Source organism: Larkinella terrae (genome assembly GCF_009668025.1).
Taxonomy (GTDB): domain Bacteria; phylum Bacteroidota; class Bacteroidia; order Cytophagales; family Spirosomataceae; genus Larkinella; species Larkinella terrae.
The window spans coordinates 1-26,299 of sequence record NZ_WJXZ01000021.1; the positions used below are offsets into that span (position 1 = coordinate 1).

The window sequence follows — 26,299 nt, forward strand, 5'->3', positions numbered from 1 at the left end:
CCTCTTCCCATACCGAACAGAGCCGTTAAGCCCCGTTACGCCGATGGTACTGGAGTCACTTCCGGGAGAGTAGGTTGCCGCCACCACAGAATGCCAGGTCCGTATCCACCGATACGGACCTTTTTTTGGGCCTTACGGTTGCTGAATATATTTAAAGTTATATTTATTCATTGATTTATAACGTTGGTTAATGCATTACGTTGCTACCTGTTCGCTCTCCACTTTTTAGATTCCGAGTTGATAAAAACGAGTAGTTTACCTTTCATCTTTGAAAAACCACTAGTTCATCCGGAAAATCAGCCGCTTCGCGCCTTAATTCTTGGTAAAAAGCTCATTTACATCCACCTTTGCCACGCTATATCCGCACGAACAATCAGTGAAAAACTCAGGAAACTACGAACTTAAAATTAGTTTCCTAAGTTTATGACTTAAAATAGTCATATATCATTGGAACTTAAAGAGCGAATTCTGGTAAAAGCTGAAGCTCTATTTTGGAAATTCGGTACCCGTAGTATTACAATGGATGATATCTCCCGTGATATCGGTATTTCCAAAAAAACTCTGTATCAGCACTTTACCGATAAGGATGATATTGTTTATCAAGTCATCCTGTATCGGCTGGATAAAAACCGGGAAAATGTGAATTGCCGAATGGCGACCGCTCATGACCCCATCGAAGAGATTCTGCTTGCCTCAGAGATCATGCGGCAATATCTGGCCGAGATGAATCCGGCATTATTCATCGATATACAGCGTCATTACCCGCGAGCGTGGGAGGTATGTACCGAGTTCAAGGAAAAGTTTTTGCTCGAATCGATTCGGACCAATCTGAAAAAAGGCATTGAGCAAGAATTGTATCGATCAGAAATTGATGTGGAGATCATGGCTCGTTTGCGCGTTGAATTGATGCGTGTGGCCTTTGATACTGATGTGTTTCCCAGAGCATTGACGGGAATGATCGAAGTTCAGATTCAATTGCTTCATCATTTTGTACGAGGAATACTTACTGAAAAAGGATTACTTATCTACAACCAATATGTTCAAAAACATCAGAATAACCCCGCCATTACGACCTTGTAGGTCAATTTATAGTTTCTTCTTAACAATTGGTGTGTTTGGATCGGCGATGGCCCAGACGCCTACCGCATTTTCACTGAACGAAGCCATTAATTTTGCCACTCAACAAAACATCAACGTCAAGAACACGCATTTGGATGCGTTGAGTGCCGAAGCCCGGATTAAAGAGCTTAAAGGATTAGCGCTGCCGCAAGTCAATGTGAATGGAACGGTTACTTACAATGCGATCATTCAGAAATTCATCTTTCCGGCGGGCGGTTTTGGCGCTCCGGCCGATTCGACAGGTGGCGGTGGTGATAAAGATGCCGTAACGGCTATTCCTTTTGGGGTTAAACTCCAAGGAAATGTGGCCGCCACAGTTAATCAGTTGATTTTCGATGCTTCTTACAAAATCGGATTGAAAGCGGCTGCAACGTACCGCGAACTGGCCCAGAAGAACATTACGGCTTCTAAAATTAATGTAGCAGAACAGGTTGCGAAAGCCTATTACGGGGTTTTGGTGAGCGAAGAACGAATCAAGTTGCTGGATCTGAATATCTCGCGCGTCGATACGCTGTTACGCGAAACCCGGAGCATGAACGGCCAGGGATTTGTGGAAAAAATTGACGTCGATCGGCTGGAAGTTCAATTAAACAACCTGAAAACCGAGCGGCAAAACGTCAAAAATCTGGTTGATCTGAGCTACAATTTATTGAAGTTTCAGATGGGATTGCCCATCAACTCGCCTATTCAATTGACAGACAAAATAGAGTCGTACAGCCAGAAGGATTTGGATCAGGCAGCGGCTTCGGATGCTGCTTTTGATTATGGGCAACGGATCGAGTTTTCGACCTTACAAACGCAGGTTACGCTGGCTGATCTGGATTACCAGAACATTGGAAAGCAATATTACCCGCGATTGACCGCCAGTGGTACGTACGGCCACAACAACGGTCGTAACAATTTTACCGATTTCTGGACAACCCAGTGGTTTAACTCCGCTGCTATTTCGCTGAATCTTAACATACCGGTTTTTGACGGTTTTCAGAAAAAATATGCCGCACAGCAACGGAAAATCACGGTCGACAAAGCGCGTCAGAGCGGTGAACTGCTGAAAAATTCGATCGATCTTCAAATCAAGCAGGCAACCGTCACGCTGTCGAATAACCTGCAAACCCTCCAGAATCAGAAACGGAACATGGATCTGGCGCAGGAAGTGGTGCGGGTTACGCGGATTAAGTACAAGGAAGGGGTTGGCTCCAACATTGAAGTGTTGAACGCCGAGACGTCTTCGCGCGAAGCCCAAACCAATTATTTCGCGGCTTTGCTGGATTACATGATTACGAAAGTCGATCTGGATAAAGCCTTAGGAAAACTCTACACCGGTCAATAACTACCCTTCTATTTCACACTGTTCAAGGCAGTTTTACGAATTAACCAAAGATGAAAACATATTACGCAATCGGATTAGCAACGACCTTATTGATGTCCTGCTCCTCGGGAGAGAAAAAGACGGATTTAGCGTCTAAAAAGCAGGAGTTAGCCGATCTGAAATCCCAGCAAACCGAGCTATCGACGAAAATCAAAGCGTTGGAAGCCGAAGTCGGCAAACTCGATCCGAAACAGGCCGAGCAGGTCAAAGTAAAAGAAGTGACCGTAGCGCCCCTGGCGGCAACTACCTTCAAGCATTTTGTCGAATTACAAGGCGCAATCGACGCGAAAAATAACGTACAGGTAAGTCCGAAATCGGGCGGATCCGTTACGGCGGTTTACGTAAAAGAAGGTGACGCCGTAAAAGCCGGTACGGTTTTGGCCAAAATCGACGACCAGATTCTGCGGGAATCCCTGGAAGAAGTAAAGAACCAACTCACGCTGGCGAATACGGTTTTCGAAAAACAGTCCAATCTGTGGAAGCAGCAGATCGGCACGGAAATTCAGTATCTGCAGGCAAAAAACAACAAGGAAGGTCTTGAAAAACGGCTGGCAACGCTGAACGCGCAACTTTCGCAGTCGAGTGTTACCTCGCCAATTTCCGGCGTTGTGGACCGTGTGAATGTCAAAGCGGGCGAAACCGCCATGCCGGGCGTGGGCATTGTAAACGTGGTGAACCTGTCGCAGCTGAAAGTAACGGCGAAAGTGGCCGACACGTATGCGGGCAGCGTGCGCCGAGGCGATGCGGTGGTGGTTCGGTTCCCGGACATTAACAAGGAACTGACGACCCGGATTAGCTTCGTTTCGACGACGGTTGATCCGCTCAGCCGGACGTTTACGATCGAGGCTCCACTGCCGTCGGACAACAGCCTGAAACCGAACATGCTGGCTCAGGTCAAGATCAATGACATTTCGAAAGCGAAAGCCATCGTGATCAACCAGAACATGGTTCAGAGCACCGAAAACGGCCAGTTGGTGTACGTCGCGGTGAACGAAAATAACAAGAAAGTAGCTAAGGCCCGTCAGGTAAAAACCGGTCTGAGCTACGGTGGTCAGATCGAGATTACGAACGGATTGCAATCGGGCGATCAGCTTATTACGCAAGGTTATCAGGAGTTAGTTGACGGACAACCGATCAACTTCTAAGTTCCCTTTTTCATTAGTGGCTATAAACCAATCAATGCCATGAAATTTGAACAATATAAAACCCTGGGTTTCACCAACTGGTGCGTAGAAAACCGGACGGCCATTTACATCTTTACGATTATTATTACGCTGGGTGGTCTGGTGGTTTACAATAACCTGCCGAAGGAACAATTCCCGGACATTAAAGTGCCCCAGATTTACATCAATACGATTTACCTCGGAACGGCTCCGGCGGATGTGGAAAACACCATCAACAAGCCAATCGAGAAACAGCTGAAGTCGATCAACGGGGTTAAAAAGATCAAGTCGAACGCCTTACAGGACGTATCGGTTATTCTGGTCGAATTTAACCCGGATGTGCAGATTCCGGATGCCTTACAACGGGTTCGGGATGCCATCGACAAAGCCCGGCGCGATTTGCCGCAGAAAGTTGACAGCGGCCCGACGGCGCAGGACGTGAACTTCTCGGAGTTTCCGATCATGAATGTCAACCTGGCGGGTAATTTCTCGCTGAAACAGTTGAAGGAATACGCCGAAGATTTGCAGGATGGGATTGAAGCCATGCCGGAAATCAGCCGGGTGGACATCGTTGGTGCGTTGGAGCGCGAAATCCAGATCAACGTGGATTTGCCCAAAATGCAATCGGCCGGTCTGGCGTTCTACGACATTCAGCAGGCGGTTCAGGGCGAAAATATTAACGTCTCGGGTGGTGAACTCAACGTTGACGGTGTTCGTCGGACGCTGCGGGTTAAGGGCGAATTTAACGCCGTACAGCAATTGCAAAACCTCCAGATCCGGACGTCAACGGGCGCAACGGTTCGGCTGGGTGACGTGGCCAATGTACAGGATAGCTTCGAAGAGCAGCAGGATTTTGCCCGTTTGAACAACAAATCAGTCGTAACGCTGAACGTCATCAAACGCTCGGGTGCTAACCTGATTTCGGCTTCGGATAAAATTGAAAAAGTAATTGAGGACTACAAGGAAACCCGGTTTCCGCAAGGGTTGGAAATTAAAGTAACCGCCGACCAATCGGAACGGACCCGTGCGGATTTGCACGACCTGGTCAACACGGTTATTCTCGGTTTTATCTTCGTGGTATTGGTTCTGATGTTCTTCATGGGCGTCCGTGATGCCATTTTCGTGGGTCTTTCCGTGCCGCTGTCGGCGCTGGTGGCCTTCGTTTGTATGCCGATTGTTGGCCCGGTCGTGGGTACGGTTTTTACGCTGAACACCATCGTCCTGTTTGCCTTCCTGCTTGGGTTGGGTCTGGTTGTTGACGACGCCATTGTGGTGATTGAAAACACGCACCGGTTGTTCAACCTGAACAAAGACTGGGATATCAAGCAATCGGTGAAAGCAGCCGCGGGTGAAGTGTTTATCCCGGTTTTGTCCGGTACGCTGACCACCATTGCGCCTTTCTTTCCGCTGCTGTTCTGGCCGGGAATTGTGGGTGAATTTATGAAGTTTCTGCCGTTGACGCTGATTCTGACGCTGTTCTCGTCTCTGTTCGTGGCTTACGTGATGAACCCGGTTTTTGCCGTGACGTTCATGAAACGGCACGACGACGATCACCACGAGGACAATCAGGGTTTCCAGCCGATTCGTCGGCCATTGATCATCATGGCGGTTTTGACCGTTCTGGGTTACCTGATCGACCGTGGACTTGGGAATTTCATGGTGCTTTTCATGGTTCTGTACGTATTCAACCACTATATCCTCACCCCGAAAGTTATCGTTCCGTTCCAGGAAGGGCTGTTGCCGCGACTCAAAAACGGGTATCGGAAACTGATTTCCTGGGTTTTGGTGGGCTGGCGGCCCGTCGGTGCGATTGTCAGCATGGTGGCCCTGCTGTTCGTCACTTTCTTTTTGATGGGCATCGTGCAGCCGAAAGTCATCTTCTTCCCGAGTGGTGATCCGGATTACATCTACGTATACAATGTGATGCCGATCGGGACAGACGCCCGCATAACGGACTCGGTAACGAAAATCATTGAAAAACGCGTTTTCGCGGTACTTGATAAGCACAAGGCTACTGACATCGTTAACTCGGTGATTGCCAACGTGGGTAAAAATGCCGGTGACCCGTTCAATCCGGATCGCTCGGATACGCCCCACAAATCGAAAGTGACGGTGGCATTTGGCAAAAAAGAAGACCGGCGCGGCATTTCGTCCGAAATGTTGCTGAACGAAGTTCGGACGGCGATGCAGGGTATTCCGGGAACGGAAATCTCAGTGGAACGCGAAAACAACGGTCCGCCGACCGGAAAACCGATCGCGATTGAAATCGCCGGGGATGACTTCAAGGTGTTGCAAAGTCTCGAAAAACAGGTTCGGCAGAAAATTGCGCAGTCCGGTATTCAGGGAATCGATCAGTTGAAGTCGGATCTGGTGACCAACAAACCGGAAATTGTGATCAACATCGACCGCGAAAAAGCCGAACGCGAAGGTATTTCGTCGGCGCAGGTGGCGATGGCGGTTCGGACGGCCTTGTTCGGTCTGGAAGTCTCGAAATTCCGCGACGACAAGGACGAATACCCGATTATGGTTCGGTTAAAACCGGACGACCGCAGCCAGATTGAGCGGCTGTTGAGCCTGAATATCGTGTACCGGGATATGAACATGGGCGGTCAGCTGCGGCAGGTGCCGATTCAGTCGGTTGCCAACATCAGCTATTCGACCACGTTCAGCCAGATCAACCGGCAAAATCAGGAGCGGGTTATTACCCTCGGTTCGGACGTTGTGCCGGGTTACAACGCCAACGAGATTGTAGCCCAGATTCAGCAACTGATCACCGATGTTGAGGTTCCGAACGGTTATGCCATTCGGATGGGTGGTGAGCAGGAAGAGCAACAGGAATCGATGGTGTTTTTGATGTCGGCGTTCGGGATGGCCATGTTGCTGATCTACCTGATCCTGGCGACGCAGTTCAACTCCGCCGTCAAACCGGTCATCATCTTCTTCACGATCGTGCTGTCGCTGATCGGGGTGTTACTGGGCTTTATGATTGCCGGAAAAACGTTCTCCATTATCATGTCCGGGGTTGGTATTATCGCTCTGGCGGGTATTGTGGTGAAAAACGGTATTCTGCTTATTGAATTTATTGAAGAACTCCGGGATCGGGGAACACCCCTGCGGGAAGCCATCATCGAGGGTGGTGCCATCCGTCTGACCCCGGTTTTATTGACCGCTTCAGCGGCTGTATTAGGGCTGGTGCCGCTGGCATTGGGCCTGACGATCGACTTCGTAGGTCTGTTCCGGGATTTTGATCCGCACGTCGTCATTGGAGGTGACAGCGCCGTATTCTGGAATATTCTGGCCTGGACCATTATTTACGGGTTAACATTTTCGACGGTTTTAACGTTAATCATCGTGCCGTGTATGTATTGGGTCAGCGAAAAGATTAAAGGCCGGGTGAAAAGAACCGTATCCCAACCGGAACGGGAGCCCGAATTAGTAAACGAATAACTAACTGTATTGAACCGAAAAACCCACAGTGTCTGTTTACGCTGTGGGTTTTCTATTTTCGACTGCTATGAACCGTATCGTTCTTTTTTTCATTGTATCCGCCATTTTACTCCTGATTGACTGGTATGTTTTTCAGGCCATCAAAACCGTCACCCGCTCGACTTCCGAAGCCACGCAACGCACTGTTCAGTACATTTACTGGGGTTTTACGGCGGTTACCATCATCACTTACCTGACCATGCAATTGCTGCCGCCCGACGCCGTCGGACGGGTCACGCGCGGTTTTATCTGGTCGGCGATTCTGATTCCGTATTTTTCGAAAGTATTCGCCATACTATTCATTTTCGTAGATGATCTGGGCCGGTTTGTCCGCTGGGTGGCATCGCTTTTCTACCGACCCGATATCCGGGCCGCCGTAAATGACACGACGCAGGCCACCATTCCGGCCACGAACGTGATTCCGCGTTCCGAGTTTCTGATGAAAACCGCCCTGATTGCGGGTTCGGTGCCGCTGGTGGCCTTTACATACGGGATTGTTTCGGGCGCCCACGATTACCGCATCCGACGCATCAAACTACCGCTCAAAAACCTGCCATCGAGTTTCGATGGACTGAAAATTGCCCAGCTTTCGGACATTCATTCGGGAAGTTTTTTTAATAAAGTCGCGGTGAAAGGCGGGGTTGAAATGCTGTTGCGGGAAAAACCGGATCTGGTTTTTTTTACCGGCGATCTGGTGAACAACACCGCCGATGAGGTTGAGGATTACATCGATATTTTTGATAAAGTAAAAGCGCCGATGGGTGTTTTCTCAACGCTGGGCAATCATGATTACGGCGATTACGTAAATTGGTCGAGTCCGCAGGCAAAAAAGAAAAATCTGGAGACGCTGAAAGCCGCCCACAAGCAACTCGGCTGGAACCTGATGATGGACGAAAACCACATTTTAGAACAAAATGGCGACAAAATCGCTTTAATTGGTATTCAAAACTGGGGCTCGGGCCGCTGGCCCAAATACGGCGATCTGGCAAAAGCGCGGAAAGGCACCGAAGACTACCCGGTTAAGCTCTTGTTATCCCACGATCCCAGCCATTGGGATGCGCAGGTCCGGCCGGAATTTCCAGATATCGATGTCCAGTTCGCGGGTCATACCCACGGCATGCAGTTTGGCGTCGAAATTGGAAACGTTCGCTGGAGTCCCGCGCAATACGCCTATAAACAATGGGCCGGACTATATCAGGAAGGCCAGCAATACCTGTACGTCAACCGGGGATATGGTTATTTAGGGTATCCGGGCCGGGTCGGCATCCTGCCGGAAGTCACCATTTTTGAATTGAAGAAAGGGTGAACTATGATTACGGTGATCTTTTTGATTACAGTGATTAGAGTTCATTCAACGAGCAGTGAAAATAGTCAATTCTGCGAACCCAGAAGTCGCAAATTAAAATCAACTTAATCAAGAAAATCACTGTAATCATCGTATGAAAAAGCTCTTACTCTTTGCCAGCGGACTGTTTGTCTCGCTGACGTCTTTTGGCCAGGCCGCCTGCTGCGACCAACCCGTAGCCGATGTATCCAATGACATGGCCTTATTGGCCAGTAATCGTTCATTTGTGATGTTACACGAAGAACCGCTGCCATTTACGTTTCACAGCGCGGCTGGTGAAATGGTGAAATTTAAAACACCGGACGGTAAGGAAGCCAACGGTTTTTTGCTGAAAGCACCGAAAGAAACCAACAAATGGCTGTTTGTGTACCAGGAATGGTGGGGTCTGAACGACTACATTAAACAGGAAGCTGAAAAGCTCTATGGCGATCTGAAAGACGTTAACGTGCTGGCGGTCGATATGTACGACGGCAAAGTGGCCACGACCCGCGAGGAGGCTTCAAAACTGGTTCAGGTGCCGCGCGAACGGCTGGGAGCCATCATGCAGGGTGCGATTGCGTACGTGGGGCCACAGGCGCAAATTGCCAGCGTAGGCTGGTGTTTTGGGGGTGGCATGTCGTTGCAGTCGGCGATTCTGGCCGGAAAACAAACCGTTGGCTGCGTGATGTATTACGGCCAGCCGGAAAAAAATGTTGAAAAACTGAAAACCCTGAATACAGATGTGCTGGGTATTTTCGGCGCAAAAGACACCGGGATTCCGCCCGCAGCGGTTTCTGAATTCGAGAAAAATATGAAGGAAGCAGGTAAGGAAACATCGATCAAAATGTATGATGCGCCCCACGCTTTTGCCAATCCGAGTAACCCGGGTTACAACAAGGAAGCGACTGCCGATGCCTATCAGATTACCCTCGATTACCTGAAAAAGCACCTGAAAGTTTAAGTTCAGGAGCGGAGGTTTCGGCTAAAAAATCGAACAACTTTTTTGGTTTATGCGTTAAACCTATATGAACCAAACCAGTCTAACAGGCATCAGAAGTTTGAAACTGTAGACTGTTAACATCATGAAAACGCATAATCTGATTTCAATGCTGTTGATTGCGGTGATTGGTATCTTTCTGACCAGTTGTGCGCCCACAGTAGGTGTAAGGGCCGATTATGGCTATGGACCAAGTTACGGATATGGATACAATCCGTATCGGTATGGTTACCGTCGACCGGTTATTGTAACGCCCCCGCCACGAGTGGTTTACCGGTCTTCCCCCCGGCGATCTTATCGGAATAATTACTATCGGGGTCCGCAACAATATAGTTATCGTTCACATCGGGGTCGTGGACCGCGGTAAAAATAGAAAAACCGTCTCGCAAGGGGCGGTTTTTTTGTGACATTGGATGGTGATAAAAGAAAAACTTTACCATCTTTATGTACTTTTAGCGTGACAATACGTTTAAAGAGGTGTAGTAGAGCAAAGACAATCATGAAAAAGCTATTGGTGCTGGGTATAACCGTGAGTATGATGCTTCCGCTGGAAGCGCCGGTGGAAGCGGCCGTTGTAAAATCAGCCAACAGCGAACTAAAAAGTGAGTTAATCTTCAAGCGGAAGAAAGCACGCGGCTATCGGAAGAAAAAAGGCTTTATGTGGGGGTTATTCCGCGGAAAAAACTCCTGTAGTTGCCCAAAACATTAGAATTCACTTATCGTAAATTGTACTTATGGCCGGGGCAACCCGGCTTTTTGTTTTTCAGTAGGTTAATAAATTGTAAAATACTGCTATTCAGCTAAAAATTCCGTATCTTTGCGGCTTAATTGAGAGGACAACAGAAAACCATCGGAAAACTATCCTGTTAAAAAATCAGACACCTACAGTCTATTATCTATTGTACCGGCTCTTTTATATCTGACACTGTATGCAATCCATTCGCAACATAGCTATTATAGCACACGTTGACCACGGTAAGACGACCCTGGTCGACAAAATTATTCATGCTTCGAAGATCTTTCGGGATAATCAGGAATTCGGCGATCTGATTCTGGACAACAACGATCTGGAACGGGAACGGGGAATCACGATTGTCTCGAAAAACGTGTCGGTTCGGTACAAAGATGTCAAAATTAACATCATCGATACTCCGGGCCACTCCGATTTCGGGGGTGAGGTGGAACGCGTTCTGAAAATGGCCGACGGCGTTTGCCTGCTCGTCGATGCGTTTGAAGGCGCCATGCCGCAAACCCGGTTTGTGTTAAGCAAAGCCCTGCAGCTGGGCCTGAAACCGATTCTGGTCATCAACAAAGTTGACAAGGAAAACTGCCGGCCGGAAGAAGTGCACGAGGAAGTATTCGACCTGATGTTTAACCTCGGCGCTACGGAAGAACAGCTGGATTTCCCGACGGTTTACGGTTCCTCGAAACAGGGCTGGATGGGCCCGGACTGGCAAACGCCGACCGACAACATTACGTACCTGCTGGATACGATTGTGGAAACGATTCCGCCCGCGCCGGTCGTGGAAGGAACGCCCCAGATGCAGATTACGTCGCTCGACTATTCGGCCTTCGTGGGTCGGATTGCCATCGGTCGGGTCGTGCGCGGCACCCTGAAAGAAGGCGCGAACATGGCCCTGGTAAAAGCTGGTGATGTGATCAAGAAAGTTAAGATCAAAGAATTACAAACGTTTGAAGGGCTTGGCAAACAGAAGGTTGCGGAAGTACAGTGCGGAGATATCTGCGCCGTAACCGGTCTGGAAGATTTCGAGATCGGCGATACGCTGACCGACGCCGAAAAACCGGAAGCTCTGGAGCGAATTGCGGTGGATGAGCCAACGATGAACATGTTGTTCACGATCAACAACTCGCCGTTTTTTGGTAAGGAAGGCAAATTCGTTACCTCGCGTCACCTCCGGGATCGCTTATACAAGGAAATTGAGAAAAACCTCGCCCTGCGCGTGGAGAATACCGACAGCGAAGACCGGTTTCTGGTTTACGGACGCGGAATTCTGCACTTGTCGGTTCTGATCGAAACCATGCGTCGCGAAGGTTACGAGCTGCAGGTGGGCCAGCCCCGGGTTTTGTATAAATATGACGACCACGGAAATCGCCTGGAACCGGTCGAAACGCTGGTCGTGGACGTACCGGAAGAAACCGCCGGAAAAGTAATCGAGCTGGCCACGCAGCGGAAAGGCGAACTGCTGATTATGGAACCGAAAGGCGATTTGCAGCATCTGGAATTCGAAATTCCGTCGCGCGGATTGATCGGTTTGCGCTCCAACGTCCTGACGGCTACGTTCGGGGAAGCCGTGATGACCCACCGGTTTAAGAGCTTTGAGCCCTACAAAGGCGCGATTCCGGAGCGGATCAACGGTTCGTTGATTTCGATGACCAGCGGCTCGGCAACGGCGTATTCAATCGATAAACTACAGGATCGGGGGATTTTCTTCATCGAACCCGGCGACGAAATTTATACCGGTCAGGTGATTGGCGAACACAACCGCCAGAACGACATCGTGGTGAACGTACAAACGGCGAAACAATTGACGAACATGCGGGCTTCCGGTTCGGATACCAACGTGCGGATTGCGCCGAAAGTATCGTTCTCGCTGGAAGAGTCGATGGAATACATCCAGAAAGATGAGTATCTGGAAGTAACGCCGAAGTCGATGCGGATCCGGAAAATTTACCTGGACGAAAACGAGCGGAAACGCAACCAGAATAAATTTGAAATGGCCTGAAAAAAAGCCCCGGCAACACCGCCGGGGCTTTTTAATTAAAAACTTAACCCTAATCGAAACGCAATTCGGTTATACACCCGGTTTTCAATCTTGTAGATTTCGTTCCAGGCCAGCGGTTTATCGGCTTCGGCTTCCTGCCGTTTGTAGCTCAGTGACAGAATAAAATTGGCGTTCTGCGGTCGGCCGATTCGAAAACCAATGCCGGGCGAAATAACCCAGCCACCCCGGGTTTCGTACCCGGTTGGATCTTCGTTCAGCCACGTAAACCCGTAGCCTGTATCGAGGCTCGTAAATACCCGCAGGTTCTTCTTTCCGGGTTGCGCCAAATCGTAGCGGACGCCCGCGCAAACCGGCATCAACAAGGCCGAATTGTACCAATCAACGCCCACCGTCGCGCCCAACGCCAGTTTGGGCCTAAGCTGAACTCCGTTAAAAGTCTGCGCGGTGATGTTCTGCCGCTTACTGACGTTTTCAGAGATGTTAGTCACATTGTAACGAACTTGCCCGAATAAGAGGCCAAATTCAGTCATGTTCGTAAAAACGGGCTTAAAAGCGGTTTTTTGCGCGTAAACCGGAACGGTGAGCAAGCACCATAGCCAGACGGTTTTGCCAACGATCTTTTTCATACATCATGACGGTTAGCTGGCCGGATACGGACGTTGAACGGGAATTTTGCTCAGCAGCTTCAGCTTGCGCGGATTGCTGTAGTCGTACTGGTAAAAACCGTCCTGACCGATCAACAACAACGATTTGCCCAGCGGAATCACATCGTAAGCATTGAATCCTTCCAGATGCTCCAGCTCGTCGATTTTCATTGCATCGCTGGCGTTGAATGTCTTTAAACCGTAAGCGCCTTCGCAGATGAACAGGTTCGGGAAATCAATACCTAAACCGTGCGGATTCTTCATCGGGTAGGATTTCAGTAAGCGGGGGCTATACAGGTTCGATACATCCACGACATCCAGTTGGTTGGTAAAACCCTGGCAGGTAGTACCCGAGCGCAGCGTCACGTAGGCTTTGTCTTCGTAAACCACCACCGGATCGCAGACGCGGGCGTGGTCGAAAGTCGACATCCGCACCGGTTTTTCGGGATTGCTGTTGTCAAAAATCAGCATGCCGGTTTGCGAACCGATAAACAGTTTGTCTTTGTACGGAAAAATCGTTTCGATGCCCCAGCCCATGCTGATTTTGTTGCCTTTTTTCGGATCCGCTGGCGTTTTGATGTCAAACAACTGCATGTCGGCCTGGCTGACGGTGTATAAATAATTGTCGTACAGGGTAAACCGGGCCATCGAGCCGCCCGTTCCGTTCGTACTCGGAGCGGGGGCATTGGAACCGCTCAGGGCCGAGTTGAAATTTTGAACAAAACCGCCCCGGCTATCAAAAACCGCACAATTGGCGCATCCGCCGTTGGTAACCCCACTTTCGCAATCGGTACTGACGGTTTGGGTGACGTATTCAACCTTCTGGTCGTTAATCAATTCCTGCTGGGTGTTCAAACTCCAGTAGCCGCCGTCGAACTGGCCGTTCTGAAAAACGTCTTTGACCCGATTGATTTCACGAATATTTTGCGGATCGCTGATGTCGAATGCCACCAGATCCATAAAACTGTCGGCATAAAGGACGTTGTTACGGATCGCCATGTCGCCGTTACCCGGAATGCGCAGAAAAGCGACGGTTTTGGGCGACGACGGGTTCCGGTTATCGATTACGTGAATCCCTTCCTTGATTTCGTTGATCAGTAAAAAACCGTCTTTGGTGTAAATCTTGCCGGGATTAACGAGCGTTCGGGCGGGTTCGGTCTGCACACCCTGGCGAACCTGGGCGAGCGTAAATGTTCGGGGCGTGAATTGTCGGAAAGTGCGGGTTTCTTTGCATTTATCGGTGCAGCCATTCAAGCCCACCAATACAATACCGAGCAGAAAGTAGAGTGTACGTCTCATAGTAACAGGTTGTTTAGGTATACGTCTGACAGACCCGGTTGACTATGAAAGAGTTGGAATATACCAACAAAAAATTGCCCGGCAGGCAGAGCCGCCGGGCAATCCGGTTTTGCACAATGAATCAGAGGTCAAAGTTTTCGATATTCGTACGTTGCTCCGTCGGCCAGAATGCCACCATTGGGAGCGCGTTCGTATAATCGTAGTATGTTTTCCTGAATCCGATACGGTTGATACGTCGTATTCGGGTAGTAAATGGCAGTGGTAAAACCGGCAATGTTTTCAATTTTGGCGGTTGTGTACGAACCTTTTTCTTCTTCCTGGCCGTTTCTCAGCCGGTTGAACGTTCCGTCGCTGTTGTAATTCAGCGTTTCCGTATAACCGGCTTCCTGCGGAGTTGCCGTCTTGCCCGTCAACCCGTACCGGATCTGGGTCAATTCCCATTTTCCGCTTAGCTGCGTATCCAGTTCCGGCGAAGGAGACCCATCTTTCGATGGACTGCAGGCTGCCAGCGAACAAAAGGCGAAAATCGCAATGACTAACGTGTTTCGTAACGGGTTCATACATCAAAGAGTGGAGGAGACCGGCTGGTGTGGAGGTACCGGCCTCGCTCTTTTTGTTATTCAGGTTGTATCATTTTTCTTTTTCGTAAACCAGCACACCCGGCGTTTCCCCTTCGGCAAACAAGCGGAGCTGATTCCCCGTCAGTTCATATCGTTTAACCGCCTGCAGCTGCTTGAAATAAGTAAACTCAAACTGCATGGCTTCCGGCGAACCGGCCATTTTTGTACTCCCAATTGCGCTGACCTGCACCTGATCGGAGCCCGTAGTGCCAATAATCGCTCCGAAATACTGGTTAACCGACGAACGCCCGCCAACTTGATAGGCAATCCGGGTTTTTCCTTCACTAGTAGCCGAATCGGGTGTCAGCACCAATGTCACTTCATAGTTGGAAGCGGGTGCAACGAGTTTATAGGTTCCGGTGGCGTTGGTGGCTGACAACGGTTGTATGGTTGAATCCGAACTGGTTTGACGGTTACAGGAAGCGGCTATGAACAAAACCGCGGAAACCAGCGTGATGATCAGTTTCATGGCAGCGTCGTTTCGGGATTGACAATTTTACCCATAAACAGCACCGAACCGGTTCCTTTCTCGGTGATCAGCACAACGAACGGGCGGTCGCAATAGAGCGAAGGCCCCGCCGACGTAACCTCAACGCCAATGCTCGTTACAGCTGCGGCTTCGGTTCCTTTTTCATCGACGGCGACAAACGTGTTTTGCTTCACAAAACTTACTTTCAAACCTTGTCCTTTACTGATACCGGAAAAATCCGCACCGTCCGTAAAAGCCGTTGGCATGCCCATTTTAGCCAGTTCGTCGTTGAGGTTGGTTTCGTATTCCAGCGTGAATTTTGGTAAACCCACGGCCACTTTGCTTTCCTGCATCGCTTCCTGCAGGCTGGCCCATTCCGTTGCGTTCAATCCGTTGATGAGCGCATCCGCCGAAGAGTTCTGGCTGGGCAACAAAACCGTCATTGTATAAGTCCCGTCGCCGTAAGGCAATTCAAAAGCACCGTAAGTCGGGCGGAAAGCGTGACGAAGACGGGTGTTCATGCTCATCATTTTCACCGTTTTTTCGGAACCCGAAACCAGTTTAAAGGGTGAGTCATACGTGTTCTTCGTCTCGAACTGGTATTTCCAGTCGCCTTTGAAATACAGGGCGTTCAGCAAAAACAGAACCTGCTGCCCATTGATTTCGGTAATTACCTTCTTGATTTTCGCGTTGGTGTTATCGCTGGCCCATTGATTGATTTTGTTGATAACCGGCGTCGGATTGCTAAAATCCTCGCCGGAAATCTGGGCATTGAAGGTGTTTTTCGTTGCGTCGAGGTACGACGGTTCAACGGAAAAACCGTTGCGGTACCAAAGTGAATTGGCCAGTTTTGTTGTTACTTTCGGATCAGCGGTAGGCAGTCCTTTGATTAAAAACTCATAGGTTTGGTTGGCGTCGGCCAGCGAAACTCCTTCCAGGTGCATCGCCTTTTTCATTTCGTCTGCCGTCGAACCGCCCGCTCCGTTCAGCAACATCCCGAGAGCCATGTGCAGACTCAGCGGAGAGACAAAAATATTCTCCCCCGGTTTTTGCTGTTCGTTGACGGTTTTTAGAAAGTCGAACGAAAAATCATTGGTTTTTTGAGCGAACAGCCGGGCCTCCGGATTGGGTTTTAAACCGCCGGTTCCCGGAGCTTCAGGGACGCTATCGTTCCGGCAACCAGCCGTGGTTGCCCACAAAGCCGTTGCCATAAACAGGCTGGAAAAATAGGTTAATCGTCTCATCACAAATCGGTTTTGTTATACCAAGTTGAGCGCTCAATAACAAAGACCTGATCTGGAGTGAATTGGTTGGAAGCGAGTGAAAAAAAAGTGAATAAAAATGAAAAAATGGGAATAATATCATCAATGGAGGAGGGCAAGCAGGTAAAAAACCGCTTTAGAAGTGATAGTTTAACCCGAATCCGACACCGATGGCCTGTGGACGAACGTTCAACTGGGCGTTCGATTCGGTTCCGTCTTGCAGCGCCTGTTGATAGGAACCGGTCAACGAACCTGACCAGTGGTGGGTCGGATGGTAATTAACCCGTAAACCTGCCGTGCCAGCCATCGACATAGGCCGATAAATCTGGTCTTCCGGATTGACTTCCAGCGTTCCGTTGATCGTATTTTTCAGGAACAGGTTCGCCATCAAACCGCCCAGAATGGAATAGCTGATCTTGCGATCGGGCAAAATGTGGTAACCAAGCTGAACCGGAATCTGCATGTACTGGAAGTTGTTCGAGACAACCTGATCGGCCGGGGTAACGACCAGATTCGACATATTGGATAAACCGTTCTTGTCGGCCACCAGCGAAGATCCAACACCCTGATTATTGGCCGGAGCTGGGGAAGACGCCAAAGGAAGTGACGTATTGCTGTTCCGAATCGCGTTGACGAGCACGTTTTCTGTCTGATTGGTGAACATATTTGTGACCGACGCATTGTTTTGCGTCTGCGACCGACCGTTCAAATACTGAATCCCGGCTTCGACCGACCAGTGTTTGCTGAACTGAACGCCGGAGCTGGCTTGCCACGCCATCGAGATTTGGGCCTGATTCTGGAGCAGGGTTGTACTGGGCAGTCGACTGGCGGCCTGAATGGAATTGTAAGCAACACTGGCCTGATTAAGACTCGAGTGAACAGCCGCCATCGGATTGAATGACATTGGCGTAGCCGTTAAAGCCGCCCAGTATTCTTTTTTGGAACGTCCCTTATCCTGCGGTTCGATGGCCGCCAACGCTGTTTCGGGAGCACGGTACCAGATAATCCGGCTGATGGGAGCCGGATTTTTCGAAACCGGCTGTTTACTTTTTACAAACGAAGCCTCATAAGCCAGGCGTGTATCCGCCAGCTGACTGGCGGTTTCGTCCACCCTGACAGCGGGCGAGGCCCCTGTCAGCGGTTCGCGTTTGGTCTTCGATTTTACCAGTAATTGACGGTCTGCAGTAGACTTCTTCAACGGTTGCTTCCGGGTTGGAAACCGCTTCGCCATTTGGTCATCACTCGGTTTTGGTTCCAAACGAGCCAACCGCTCATCGGTTTTCGGCAAGCTTTTCACCGACCGCCGGGCCAGACGCCGTTCCGTAGTGGCCGGTTTTCTATTTCCCGATAAAGCCGACTGATCTTTAATAATTCCGTCGATCGTTGTAGCGGTTTCCGAACGTTCCAGTTCCGGCGCCGTTGGTGTGCCGGATGTATTTTTTCCGGCGCCGGTCCGGCGGGTAGTTGCCAGCATTTCCTCCGTTTCCGGGGTGTTGCCGGTCGTTGATTTCTCGTTGGATGAAGTGTTGGCTGGAAGGGAAGACGGTTTTTCCGTTTTTGCCAGTTGTTCGGATTGTACGGTTTTATCGGCCACCGGACGGTTTGTGTCCGTACTTTCAATGTACTGCGTTGCCCACCAACCGACTAAAAGCGTAATAATGGCCGCAGCCGCACTGTAAACCCAGGGTTTTGCCCGGGGCCAGAGGGGTATTACCGGTTCGGCTTCTTCCTCGTCCAAGCGACGGGAAATGCTGTCCCAAAGCCCTTCGGAGGGGCTTTCTTCAGCATTTTCGAAGATGCTTCGCCATTCTTCGTTTAACTGTTCTTCTTTAGAGAGACTCATTTCGGAATCGGACGCTCGTTCTGAATCTTTTGTTGCAGCAGCATGCGGGCACGCGAAAACTGCGATTTAGATGTACCTTCTGAAATATCTAATAATTCCGCAATCTCGGGGTGCGTATACCCTTCAATGGCGTATAAGTTAAATACGGCCTGACATCCCGGCGGGAGTTCCTGTACCATCTTCAGTAATTGCTGGTAGTGTAGACCCGATAGGCTGTCTTCCGTCTGCGGCAGTGCATTGGGTGCCACATCCTCCAGTTCGGCCTGGTTTTGCCAGGGCTTCTGCTTGCGGATGTGCTTCAGAGCCGTGTTGATCACGATGCGTTTCAACCAGGCTTCGAGCGGGCACTCAAACCGGAATGTATCAATATGCTGGAATGCTTTCACGAAGGAATCCTGCAGCACGTCCTCGGCGTCGTCCCGGTTTTTGGTATACCGTTGACTAACGACAAAGAGCTTCCTGGCGAATAACTCATAGAGTTTTCGCTGAGCAGTCCGGTCCTTATGTCGACAGCCGTCAACTAACGCTCGTTCATCCAACATACTAATTCAAACAACTGACCCCGGTGCAGGCCCGACGGTTGGAAAGGGTCTAAAAAATTTTGCGGCTAACCCGTTGGCAACGAGCGAATATGGTTTTTAGCCAGTACTTTTGAACAAAATCTATTCCTGAATACTCATGAACCGACGCACTGCCCTTCGGCAAACGATGGGTTTCATTGGCTTAAGCTCCAGTGTTTCCCTGTCCGCATTAAACTCTAAAATTAATTTAGAAAAGCCAAACAACCAACGTTTCCAGATCGGGGCCTGCGACTGGTCGATTGGTCAATCCAGCAAAATCGAGGCCTTCGATGTCGCCAAAACCATCGGTCTCGACGGCATTCAGGTCAACATGGGTTCCGAAAAAAACGACATGCACCTGCGTCAGAAACCCCTGCAAAAAGCCTGGCGCGAAGCGGCCAAACGAACCGGCGTAAAAGTCGGCGGTCTGGCGCTGGGCGAGATGAATAACATCCCTTACAAATCCGATCCGCGGGCTGAGCAATGGGTTCAGGACAGTGTCGATGTCGCCAGGGCGCTCGGGGCCAAAAATGTCCTGATGGCGTTCTTCAACAAAGGTGATTTGAAAAACGATCCGAAAGGTACCCAAGTTGTTATTGAGCGGTTAAAAGCCGTAGCGCCCAAAGCCGAAAAAGCGGGCGTCGTGCTGGCGATCGAATCGTGGTTGAGCGCCGAAGAGCACATGGCTATCATCGACGCGGTGGCGTCGCCCGCCGTGAAAGTGTATTACGATGTTTGTAACTCCACGGTTATGGGATATGATATTTTAAAGGAAATTCGGTGGCTTGGGAAGCAGAAACAGATCTGTGAATTCCACTTTAAGGAAAACAGCTTCCTGCTCGGGCAGGGAAAAGTGAATTACCCGGAGGTTCGGAAGGCCATTGACGACATTCAGTACGCCGGTTGGGTTCACATCGAAGGTGCTGTGCCTGAGGGGAAAAACATGTTGGAAAGTTACACTTATAATAATAAGTTTGTAAGAGAAATTCTGGCGTAGGCCAATTTGGTAACTGTTCCACGGTTTTCTAGAATAACCACTTATTATAATAAGTTTATTAGTCCTTAAATGTTGTTTTTCAGGTAATTATTCCACGTGGAACACTTGAATATGAAACTCACTATCCCTAACCCGACCCGGTTTTTAAGTACATCCATTCTGCTCGGAAGCCTCCTTGGATGGAGTATCAAGGTACAACGATCAGGCCATTCAGCAGGCCTGAGCCCGGAAGCTGCTGAATCAAATCGGCGAGGTTCGTTCATCGCGGCCGACTCCAACAAGCTGTATTTGCCCGACGATCTGGAGGCTACGGTCTGGGCCGAAGCGCCCATGTTTTACAATCCGACTAACATAGACGTTGACGCGAAAGGCCGGATCTGGGTGACGGAAGCCGTCAACTACCGCAACTTTAACAACAAACCCGGCACCCGGCTCGACCATCCGGAAGGGGAGCGGGTGATGATTCTGGAAGACACCAACGGCGACGGAAAAGCGGATAAAGCGAAGGTATATGTGCAGGACAAAGACCTGGTTTCGCCCCTGGGCATTGCGGTCATCGGCAACAAAACCATCGTGTCGGCGGCCCCGAATCTGGTTATCTACACCGACGAAAACGGCGATGACAAACCCGATAAAAAAGAAGTTTTCCTGACCGGTTTTGGCGGACTCGATCACGATCACTCGCTGCATGCGCTGGTGGCCGGTCCCGACGGGAAGTGGTACTTCAACACCGGAAACGCCGGGCCGCACGTCGTCAAAGATAAGGCTGGCTGGACACTTCGGTCGGGCAGTATTTACACCGGCGGCACGCCTTACAATACCACCAACAAAGGCAACATGATCAGCGACGACGGCCGGATCTGGGTGGGCGGTTTAGCGCTTCGCATCAACCCCGACGGAACCGGGCTGAAAGTGATGGGTCATAACTTTCGGAACAACTACGAAACCGCCCTCGATTCCTACGGCAATATGTGGCAGAACGACAACGACGACCAAGTCGTGGCGTGTCGGACGAGCTGGCTGATGGAAGGCGGCAACATGGGTTATTTTAGTCAGGACGGTACCCGGTTCTGGCAGGGCGATCAACGACCTGATCAGGACATTCCTACCGCGCACTGGCACCAGGAAGATCCGGGCGTGGTTCCGGTGGGCGATATCAGCGGAGCCGGTTCGCCAACGGGTATGGTTTTTTACGAAGGCGACGAGCTGGGTTCCAAGTACCGGGGTTTGCTGCTGAGTTGCGAAGCGGGTCGGAACGTTATTTTCGGCTATCGGCCCGAACCGCAGGGCGCAGGCTACCGCATGCCCCGTATGGACTTTATCAGCACGTTTCCCAAAGTGGACGAAGACTACAAATGGAATGACATCCGGGAAGACATCCGCAAATGGTTTCGGCCCAGCGACGTGGCCGTCGGAACGGATGGCACGCTGTACATCGCCGACTGGTTCGATCCGGTAGTGGGCGGTCACCAGATGAAGGACAAAAAAGGGTATGGTCGCATTTACCGCATCACGCCCAAAGGGAAAAACCTGAAAGCGCCGGTGATCGATACCGACGATACGAAAGGTCAGATTCTGGCATTGACCAATCCGTCGACCAACATTCGCTTGCTGGGTTTTGAAAAATTGAAAGCACAGGGCGATAAGGCCGTTAAACCGGTCGCCAAACTTTTAACGGCCTCGAATCCGTACCACCGCTCGCGGGCCATCTGGCTGCTTTCGCAACTCGGACCCAAAGGCCGGAAAGAAGTGGAAGCCTTGCTGAAGTCGGATCAGGTAGATTTGCGGATTACGGCTTTTCGGGCCTTGAAGCAGGTTCAGCCCGACGTAGTGGCGCTGGCGCGGCAAATGGTTGATGATCCATCTCCGGCCGTGCGTCGGGAAGTGGCCATTGCGTTGCGGGATGTGCCGTTTGAGCAGTGCAAGGATTTGCTGGTGAAACTGGCCAACAGCTACGACGGAACCGACCGGTTTTACCTGGAAGCTCTCGGGCTGGCGGCTGATAAAAAAGAAGAAGCACTTTATGCGGCTTTAAAGCCGTCGATTCCGGCCAACCCGGTACAATGGGATCAGAAAACCGCAAACCTGATTTGGCGGCTTCATCCGGCCAGTACAGCGGAGTTGATGAAGCAGCGGGCTTTGGCCCCAACCCTGACCGCTGATGCCCGTAAACAGGCCATTGTGGCCCTTGGATTCATTAAAGATCCGGCGGCTGCCAACGCGATGGTAGAACTGACGAAACAGGGCGATAAATCCATTGCGAAACAGGCCGACTATTGGGTCGAATTCCGGCGGGCGAACGATTGGGCCAATTTGCTGGATTGGGACAAAGTGCTGCCCTCCAAATTGTCGAAAACGGAACAACAGGCGCTGGCGATGCGGCAAAAGCTGATGGAGGAGTACACCAGCGCAGAGGATAAAGTGAAACTGGCAAAAGAAATGGCGGTGAGCCCGGAAGGTGGAAAATTACTGGTTGGTCTGGCAGCCGAGAAAAAATTGCCCGACAATCTGAAACCAGTTATCAGCGAAGTAATTTTTACGAATCCGGATCAGAGCGTGCGAACGATGGCAGGTGATTATTTTACGCGTCCCGGCGGTGCAGGAAATTTATCCATGACCAGAATTGCGGCTTTGAAGGGTGACGAAGCCGCTGGCTTATCGGTCTTCAAAGCGAACTGTACAACTTGCCACCGGCATGGGAAACTGGGCAAAGACATTGGGCCGGAGCTAACGAAGATTCACCAGAAGTTTGACCGAAACGGTTTACTTGATGCAATCCTGAATCCGAGTGCGGGGTTGGCGTTCGGCTACGAACCCTGGCTGATTACAACCAAAAATGGCCAGACGTACTACGGTTTTCTGATCAGTGACGGCCAGGATGCTATCGTAGTGAAAGATGCCGCCGGACAGAAACACACCATTTCGACCGGCCAGATTGTTTCCCGCAAGCAATACAGCACCAGCCTCATGCCCGACCCGTCGTCACTGGGCCTGTCGGAACAGCAATTGGCGGATTTGGTAGCGTATTTACTGAAGGGAAATTAATCTGTCATTACGCGGCTTGTTCTTGAACTGGGATTACGCGGATTAAACCGGGCCGCCGGAGCGGGATTAACTATGATTGGCTGCCGCAATCTTTTATATCCCAGTTAATCCCGCTCCGGCGGCCCGGTTTAATCCGCGTAATCCCAGTTCAGGACAGGTTCAGGTTCAATCCACCAAACGTTCCCGAGCTCATGAGCAGAAAAACCGTCGGTTGGCCGTTGTTCTGGTTTTTCAGAAAAGTCTCTAATTCTGCTGAGTCGGTAAAAACCTGCAAATCGGGGCGGTCGAAAGCCGTGGCGATGTCAGCCGCGTCAATTGGGTCGAGGTGTTTTACTTCCAGCGTGTGCGGGCTGTAGAAAACCACGGGCACATCAGCTTTGTCCAGTTTATCGCGGTATTGGTTCAGGCAGGTTTTGTTCAGCAGGCTGCTAAAGGTGTGCAGCTCAACCGCAGCCACCAGACGCCGGTCGGGAAACTGCGCTTTTACCGCGGCCGTGGTTGCTTCTACTTTAGAAGGCGCGTGGGCAAAATCCCGGAAAACCAGGGTAGAACCATCGTCTTTTACTTTTTCCAGCCGCTTGTGCGCGCCTTTGAAGCTCTGGATGGCGGCATAGAACATATCTTCCGTAATCGCCAAGTGGTCGCAGATGGCCAGCGCCCCGCTGATGTTTTTCATGTTGTGTTCGCCAAAAACCAAAACCGGTACGTGGCCGTGGTTTTTCGTAACCAGTACGGTTTTGCCGTTTTCGATCCGGTACGGATGCACATCGTACGGCTGGCGGGTCACATCTTCCCGTTCTTTCAGGGCAATGACGTCCAGCATATCGTCCGTATCATCGAAAACAATCGTGCCGGATTTCGACATCGCGTCGGCCAGCAATTCAAACTGGTGGACATACTGATCGTAGGTTGGATAAAGATTGACGTGATCCCAGGCAATGCCGCTGATCAGCACCATGTGCGGGTGATAATGCAAAAACTTCGGCCGGGGGTCGGTAGGTGAGGTGCCGTATTCATCGCCCTCAATGACGATAACCGGGGCGTTGGTGGTTAGCTTCACCATCGTATCGAAACCTTCAATCTGCGCGCCAACCAAATAATCGAAATGACGATGATGGTACTGCAAAACGTGAAGAACCATCGCCGTGATCGTGGTTTTGCCGTGGCTACCGGCAATGACGACGCGCTGTTTGTTCTGACTTTGCCGGAACACAAATTCCGGGTACGAATAAACCGGCAGATTCAGCTCCTGCGCTTTCAGCAGCTCGGGATTGTCGGCCCGGGCGTGCATGCCCAGAATAACCGCATCGAGACCGCCGTGGATCGCGTCGGCATTCCAGCCAGTTTGCGCGGGTAATAAACCATATTTTTCGAGTCGGGTTCGTGAGGGTTCGTAAATATCGTCGTCGGAGCCCGTGATGTGGTGTCCTTGCTGGTGCAGCGCAATGGCCAGATTGTGCATGACGCTGCCGCCGATGGAGATAAAATGAATGGTCTGTGGCTTCATTCTTTCAAATTTGTGCCGCTAAAAATACAAGTTCTTTTGGTTTGAACGCGAAAAGTCAAAAAACGATGCGGAGAAAACCGCCCGGTTCTGGCAGAACGTCTCAAGAACAAACATAAAATTTAACATACATTCCCGAATCAAAAACCGTGTTTTTTCGTTTTCCCTATTGCAAACAGACATTCATTCAGCAGCTTGACAATCAGGCGCGCACACTGCGTTACATTTTGTTTTTGTAAACCGGTTCCTGCCCCGTTGCAAAGCTGCTCTTTTTATGCCATTTTCGCAGTCTTTTTTCAAAACCAACAAAACTCTTTTATGCTTCTGCCGAAAGGATGAAAAGCTACAACGACCTGATCGAACAGACCTTTGAATTTCCGACTCTCGAATTCAAAGTGGAGAACAATAACCTGCTGTTCAACAATGTTCCTTTGATGGATATCATCAAGCAGTACGGAACTCCGCTCAAGCTGACGTATTTGCCCAAAATTACGGAGCATATTGAACACGCCCGGCTGCTGTTTAAGAACGCGATGAAGCGGTATAATTACAAAGGCACGTATACCTACTGCTACTGCACGAAGTCGTCGCATTTCCGTTTTGTACTGGAAGAAGCTTTAAAGAATAAAATCCACCTGGAAACCTCGTCGGCGTTCGACATTCCGATTATCCGGGAGCTGTATAAAACCGGCAAGATTGATAAGAATACGTTCATCATCTGCAACGGTTATAAACGGCCGCTCTACACGCAGTACATCAGCGAACTGCTGAACGAAGGCTACAATGTGGTGCCGGTTTTGGATAACCTGAAGGAAATCGAAGCGTATGAAGATTCGGTGACGGCCGAAACCGTCAACCTGGGCATTCGGATTGCTACGGACGAAGAACCAAACTTTGCATTTTATACATCCCGGCTGGGCATTCGTTACAGCGACATCAATGAACTTTATCGCTCCAAAATTCAGAACAGCGACAAGTTCAAGCTGAAAATGCTGCACTTTTTTATCAATACCGGGATCAAAGACAGCGCCTATTATTGGAGTGAGTTGAGCCGGTTTATGTATAAATACTGCGAATTGCGCAAAATCTGCCCCGATCTGGACTCGATCGATATTGGGGGCGGGATGCCGATTCAGACCTCGTTTCAGTTCACGTACGACTACCAGGCAATGGTAGATCAGATTGTGGAAAGCATACAGTGGATCTGCAACAAGAGCAATGTTCCGGTGCCGCACATCTTTACGGAGTTCGGCAGTTATACGGTAGGAGAGAGTGGCGCCGTTATATACAAAGTGATCGACCAGAAACTGCAAAACGACAAGGAATTGTGGTACATGATCGACGGTTCGTTCATTACGCAACTGCCGGATTCGTGGGGTCTGGGTCAGAAATACATCATGCTTTCGGTCAATAACTGGGATAATCCGTACCAGAAAGTTAATCTGGGCGGTTTAACCTGCGACTCGCATGATTTTTACAATACGGAAGCCCACAGCGCCGACTTATACCTCCCGATTTTTGAACGGGATACGGAAGATCAGTATATTGGGTTTTTCCACACGGGTGCCTACCAGGAGTCGCTGGGCGGTTACGGCGGTATTCAGCACTGCCTGATTCCGGCTCCGCAGCACGTGATTGTGGATCGGGATAGCGAAGGTAAACTGACCACCCGGCTTTTTGCGCCCGAGCAGGATAGTGAAGTGATGCTCAAAATTCTGGGCTACCAGCAGACCGCTACGCCGGTAACGCTTGAAATCGAAGCCGCGAAAGCCGCCGAAGAGGAAGAAGAGCAACCCGTGGAAGAATTAGAAAAACAAGAGAATTAAAATAGCACAATTTTTGCCCTGTCCACAA

General features: G+C 50.2%; 19 protein-coding genes and 1 rRNA gene. 12 read left to right on the top strand and 8 right to left on the bottom strand.

Features of this window, described 5'->3' with window-relative positions; translation table 11 throughout:
- From rrf to typA, 9 genes are all read left to right on the top strand, one after another.
- Positions 1-86, top strand: a 5S ribosomal RNA gene (rrf, locus tag GJJ30_RS31400); the annotation flags it as partial.
- Between the two features lie 361 nt (positions 87-447).
- Positions 448-1,080 carry a TetR/AcrR family transcriptional regulator gene (locus GJJ30_RS31405; RefSeq protein WP_154179219.1) on the top strand — a complete coding sequence of 211 codons (633 nt, stop codon included), beginning with the start codon at positions 448-450 and terminating at the stop codon, positions 1,078-1,080.
- Positions 1,081-1,126: 46 nt separating this feature from the next.
- Entirely contained in the window at positions 1,127-2,449 is a 1,323-nt protein-coding gene (locus GJJ30_RS31410) for a TolC family protein (RefSeq protein WP_154179221.1), read from the top strand.
- Between the two features lie 50 nt (positions 2,450-2,499).
- The gene (locus GJJ30_RS31415; RefSeq protein WP_154179223.1) at positions 2,500-3,633 is read left to right on the top strand and encodes an efflux RND transporter periplasmic adaptor subunit; all 1,134 of its coding nucleotides are present in this window, start codon (positions 2,500-2,502) and stop codon (positions 3,631-3,633) included.
- A 39-nt stretch (positions 3,634-3,672) separates the two neighbouring features.
- A complete protein-coding gene (locus GJJ30_RS31420; RefSeq protein ID WP_154179225.1) occupies positions 3,673-7,098 on the top strand; it encodes an efflux RND transporter permease subunit in 3,426 nt (1,141 codons plus the stop codon).
- A 67-nt stretch (positions 7,099-7,165) separates the two neighbouring features.
- Complete coding sequence (locus tag GJJ30_RS31425; protein ID WP_154179227.1) at positions 7,166-8,443, top strand: metallophosphoesterase; 1,278 nt, start codon at positions 7,166-7,168, stop codon at positions 8,441-8,443.
- 133 nt (positions 8,444-8,576) lie between these two features.
- Positions 8,577-9,422 (top strand): dienelactone hydrolase family protein, encoded by an 846-nt coding sequence (locus GJJ30_RS31430; RefSeq protein WP_154179229.1) that lies wholly within the window; start codon positions 8,577-8,579, stop codon positions 9,420-9,422.
- A 535-nt stretch (positions 9,423-9,957) separates the two neighbouring features.
- Positions 9,958-10,167, top strand: a complete 210-nt coding sequence (locus tag GJJ30_RS31435; protein WP_154179231.1) for a hypothetical protein — start codon at positions 9,958-9,960, stop codon at positions 10,165-10,167.
- Positions 10,168-10,387: 220 nt separating this feature from the next.
- On the top strand, positions 10,388-12,202 hold the full coding sequence (gene typA, locus GJJ30_RS31440; RefSeq protein ID WP_154179233.1) for a translational GTPase TypA: 1,815 nt from the start codon (positions 10,388-10,390) through the stop codon (positions 12,200-12,202).
- Between the two features lie 35 nt (positions 12,203-12,237).
- Here typA and GJJ30_RS31445 read toward each other — a convergent pair whose 3' ends face one another.
- From GJJ30_RS31445 to GJJ30_RS31475, 7 genes are all read right to left on the bottom strand, one after another.
- Entirely contained in the window at positions 12,238-12,828 is a 591-nt protein-coding gene (locus GJJ30_RS31445) for a hypothetical protein (RefSeq protein WP_154179235.1), read from the bottom strand.
- Positions 12,829-12,840: 12 nt separating this feature from the next.
- Positions 12,841-14,145: an LVIVD repeat-containing protein gene (locus tag GJJ30_RS31450; RefSeq protein ID WP_154179237.1), complete on the bottom strand. Its 1,305-nt coding sequence runs from the start codon at positions 14,143-14,145 to the stop codon at positions 12,841-12,843.
- A 128-nt stretch (positions 14,146-14,273) separates the two neighbouring features.
- Positions 14,274-14,705, bottom strand: a complete 432-nt coding sequence (locus GJJ30_RS31455; protein WP_154179239.1) for a hypothetical protein — start codon at positions 14,703-14,705, stop codon at positions 14,274-14,276.
- 70 nt (positions 14,706-14,775) lie between these two features.
- On the bottom strand, positions 14,776-15,234 hold the full coding sequence (locus GJJ30_RS31460; RefSeq protein WP_154179241.1) for an META domain-containing protein: 459 nt from the start codon (positions 15,232-15,234) through the stop codon (positions 14,776-14,778).
- Positions 15,231-16,478, bottom strand: a complete 1,248-nt coding sequence (locus GJJ30_RS31465) for a serpin family protein (protein WP_154179243.1) — start codon at positions 16,476-16,478, stop codon at positions 15,231-15,233. The genes GJJ30_RS31460 and GJJ30_RS31465 overlap by 4 nt, the downstream gene beginning before the upstream one ends.
- 154 nt (positions 16,479-16,632) lie before the next feature.
- Positions 16,633-18,339 (bottom strand): outer membrane beta-barrel protein, encoded by a 1,707-nt coding sequence (locus GJJ30_RS31470; RefSeq protein ID WP_154179245.1) that lies wholly within the window; start codon positions 18,337-18,339, stop codon positions 16,633-16,635.
- A complete protein-coding gene (locus tag GJJ30_RS31475) occupies positions 18,336-18,881 on the bottom strand; it encodes an RNA polymerase sigma factor (protein WP_124910170.1) in 546 nt (181 codons plus the stop codon). Before GJJ30_RS31475 ends, GJJ30_RS31470 begins: the two co-directional genes overlap by 4 nt.
- A gap of 136 nt (positions 18,882-19,017) precedes the next feature.
- Between GJJ30_RS31475 and GJJ30_RS31480 the strand changes: the two genes are divergently transcribed.
- Together GJJ30_RS31480 and GJJ30_RS31485 are read left to right on the top strand one after the other, a co-directional pair.
- Complete coding sequence (locus GJJ30_RS31480; RefSeq protein WP_154179247.1) at positions 19,018-19,896, top strand: sugar phosphate isomerase/epimerase family protein; 879 nt, start codon at positions 19,018-19,020, stop codon at positions 19,894-19,896.
- A 111-nt stretch (positions 19,897-20,007) separates the two neighbouring features.
- On the top strand, positions 20,008-22,941 hold the full coding sequence (locus GJJ30_RS31485) for a PVC-type heme-binding CxxCH protein (protein ID WP_154179249.1): 2,934 nt from the start codon (positions 20,008-20,010) through the stop codon (positions 22,939-22,941).
- A gap of 148 nt (positions 22,942-23,089) precedes the next feature.
- Here the strand turns inward: GJJ30_RS31485 and GJJ30_RS31490 are convergent, their stop codons facing one another.
- A complete protein-coding gene (locus GJJ30_RS31490) occupies positions 23,090-24,448 on the bottom strand; it encodes a UDP-N-acetylmuramate--L-alanine ligase (RefSeq protein ID WP_154179251.1) in 1,359 nt (452 codons plus the stop codon).
- Positions 24,449-24,780: 332 nt separating this feature from the next.
- Between GJJ30_RS31490 and GJJ30_RS31495 the strand changes: the two genes are divergently transcribed.
- Positions 24,781-26,271, top strand: coding sequence for a type III PLP-dependent enzyme domain-containing protein (locus GJJ30_RS31495; protein WP_154179253.1), 1,491 nt, complete (start codon positions 24,781-24,783; stop codon positions 26,269-26,271).
- Positions 26,272-26,299 lie beyond the last annotated feature (28 nt).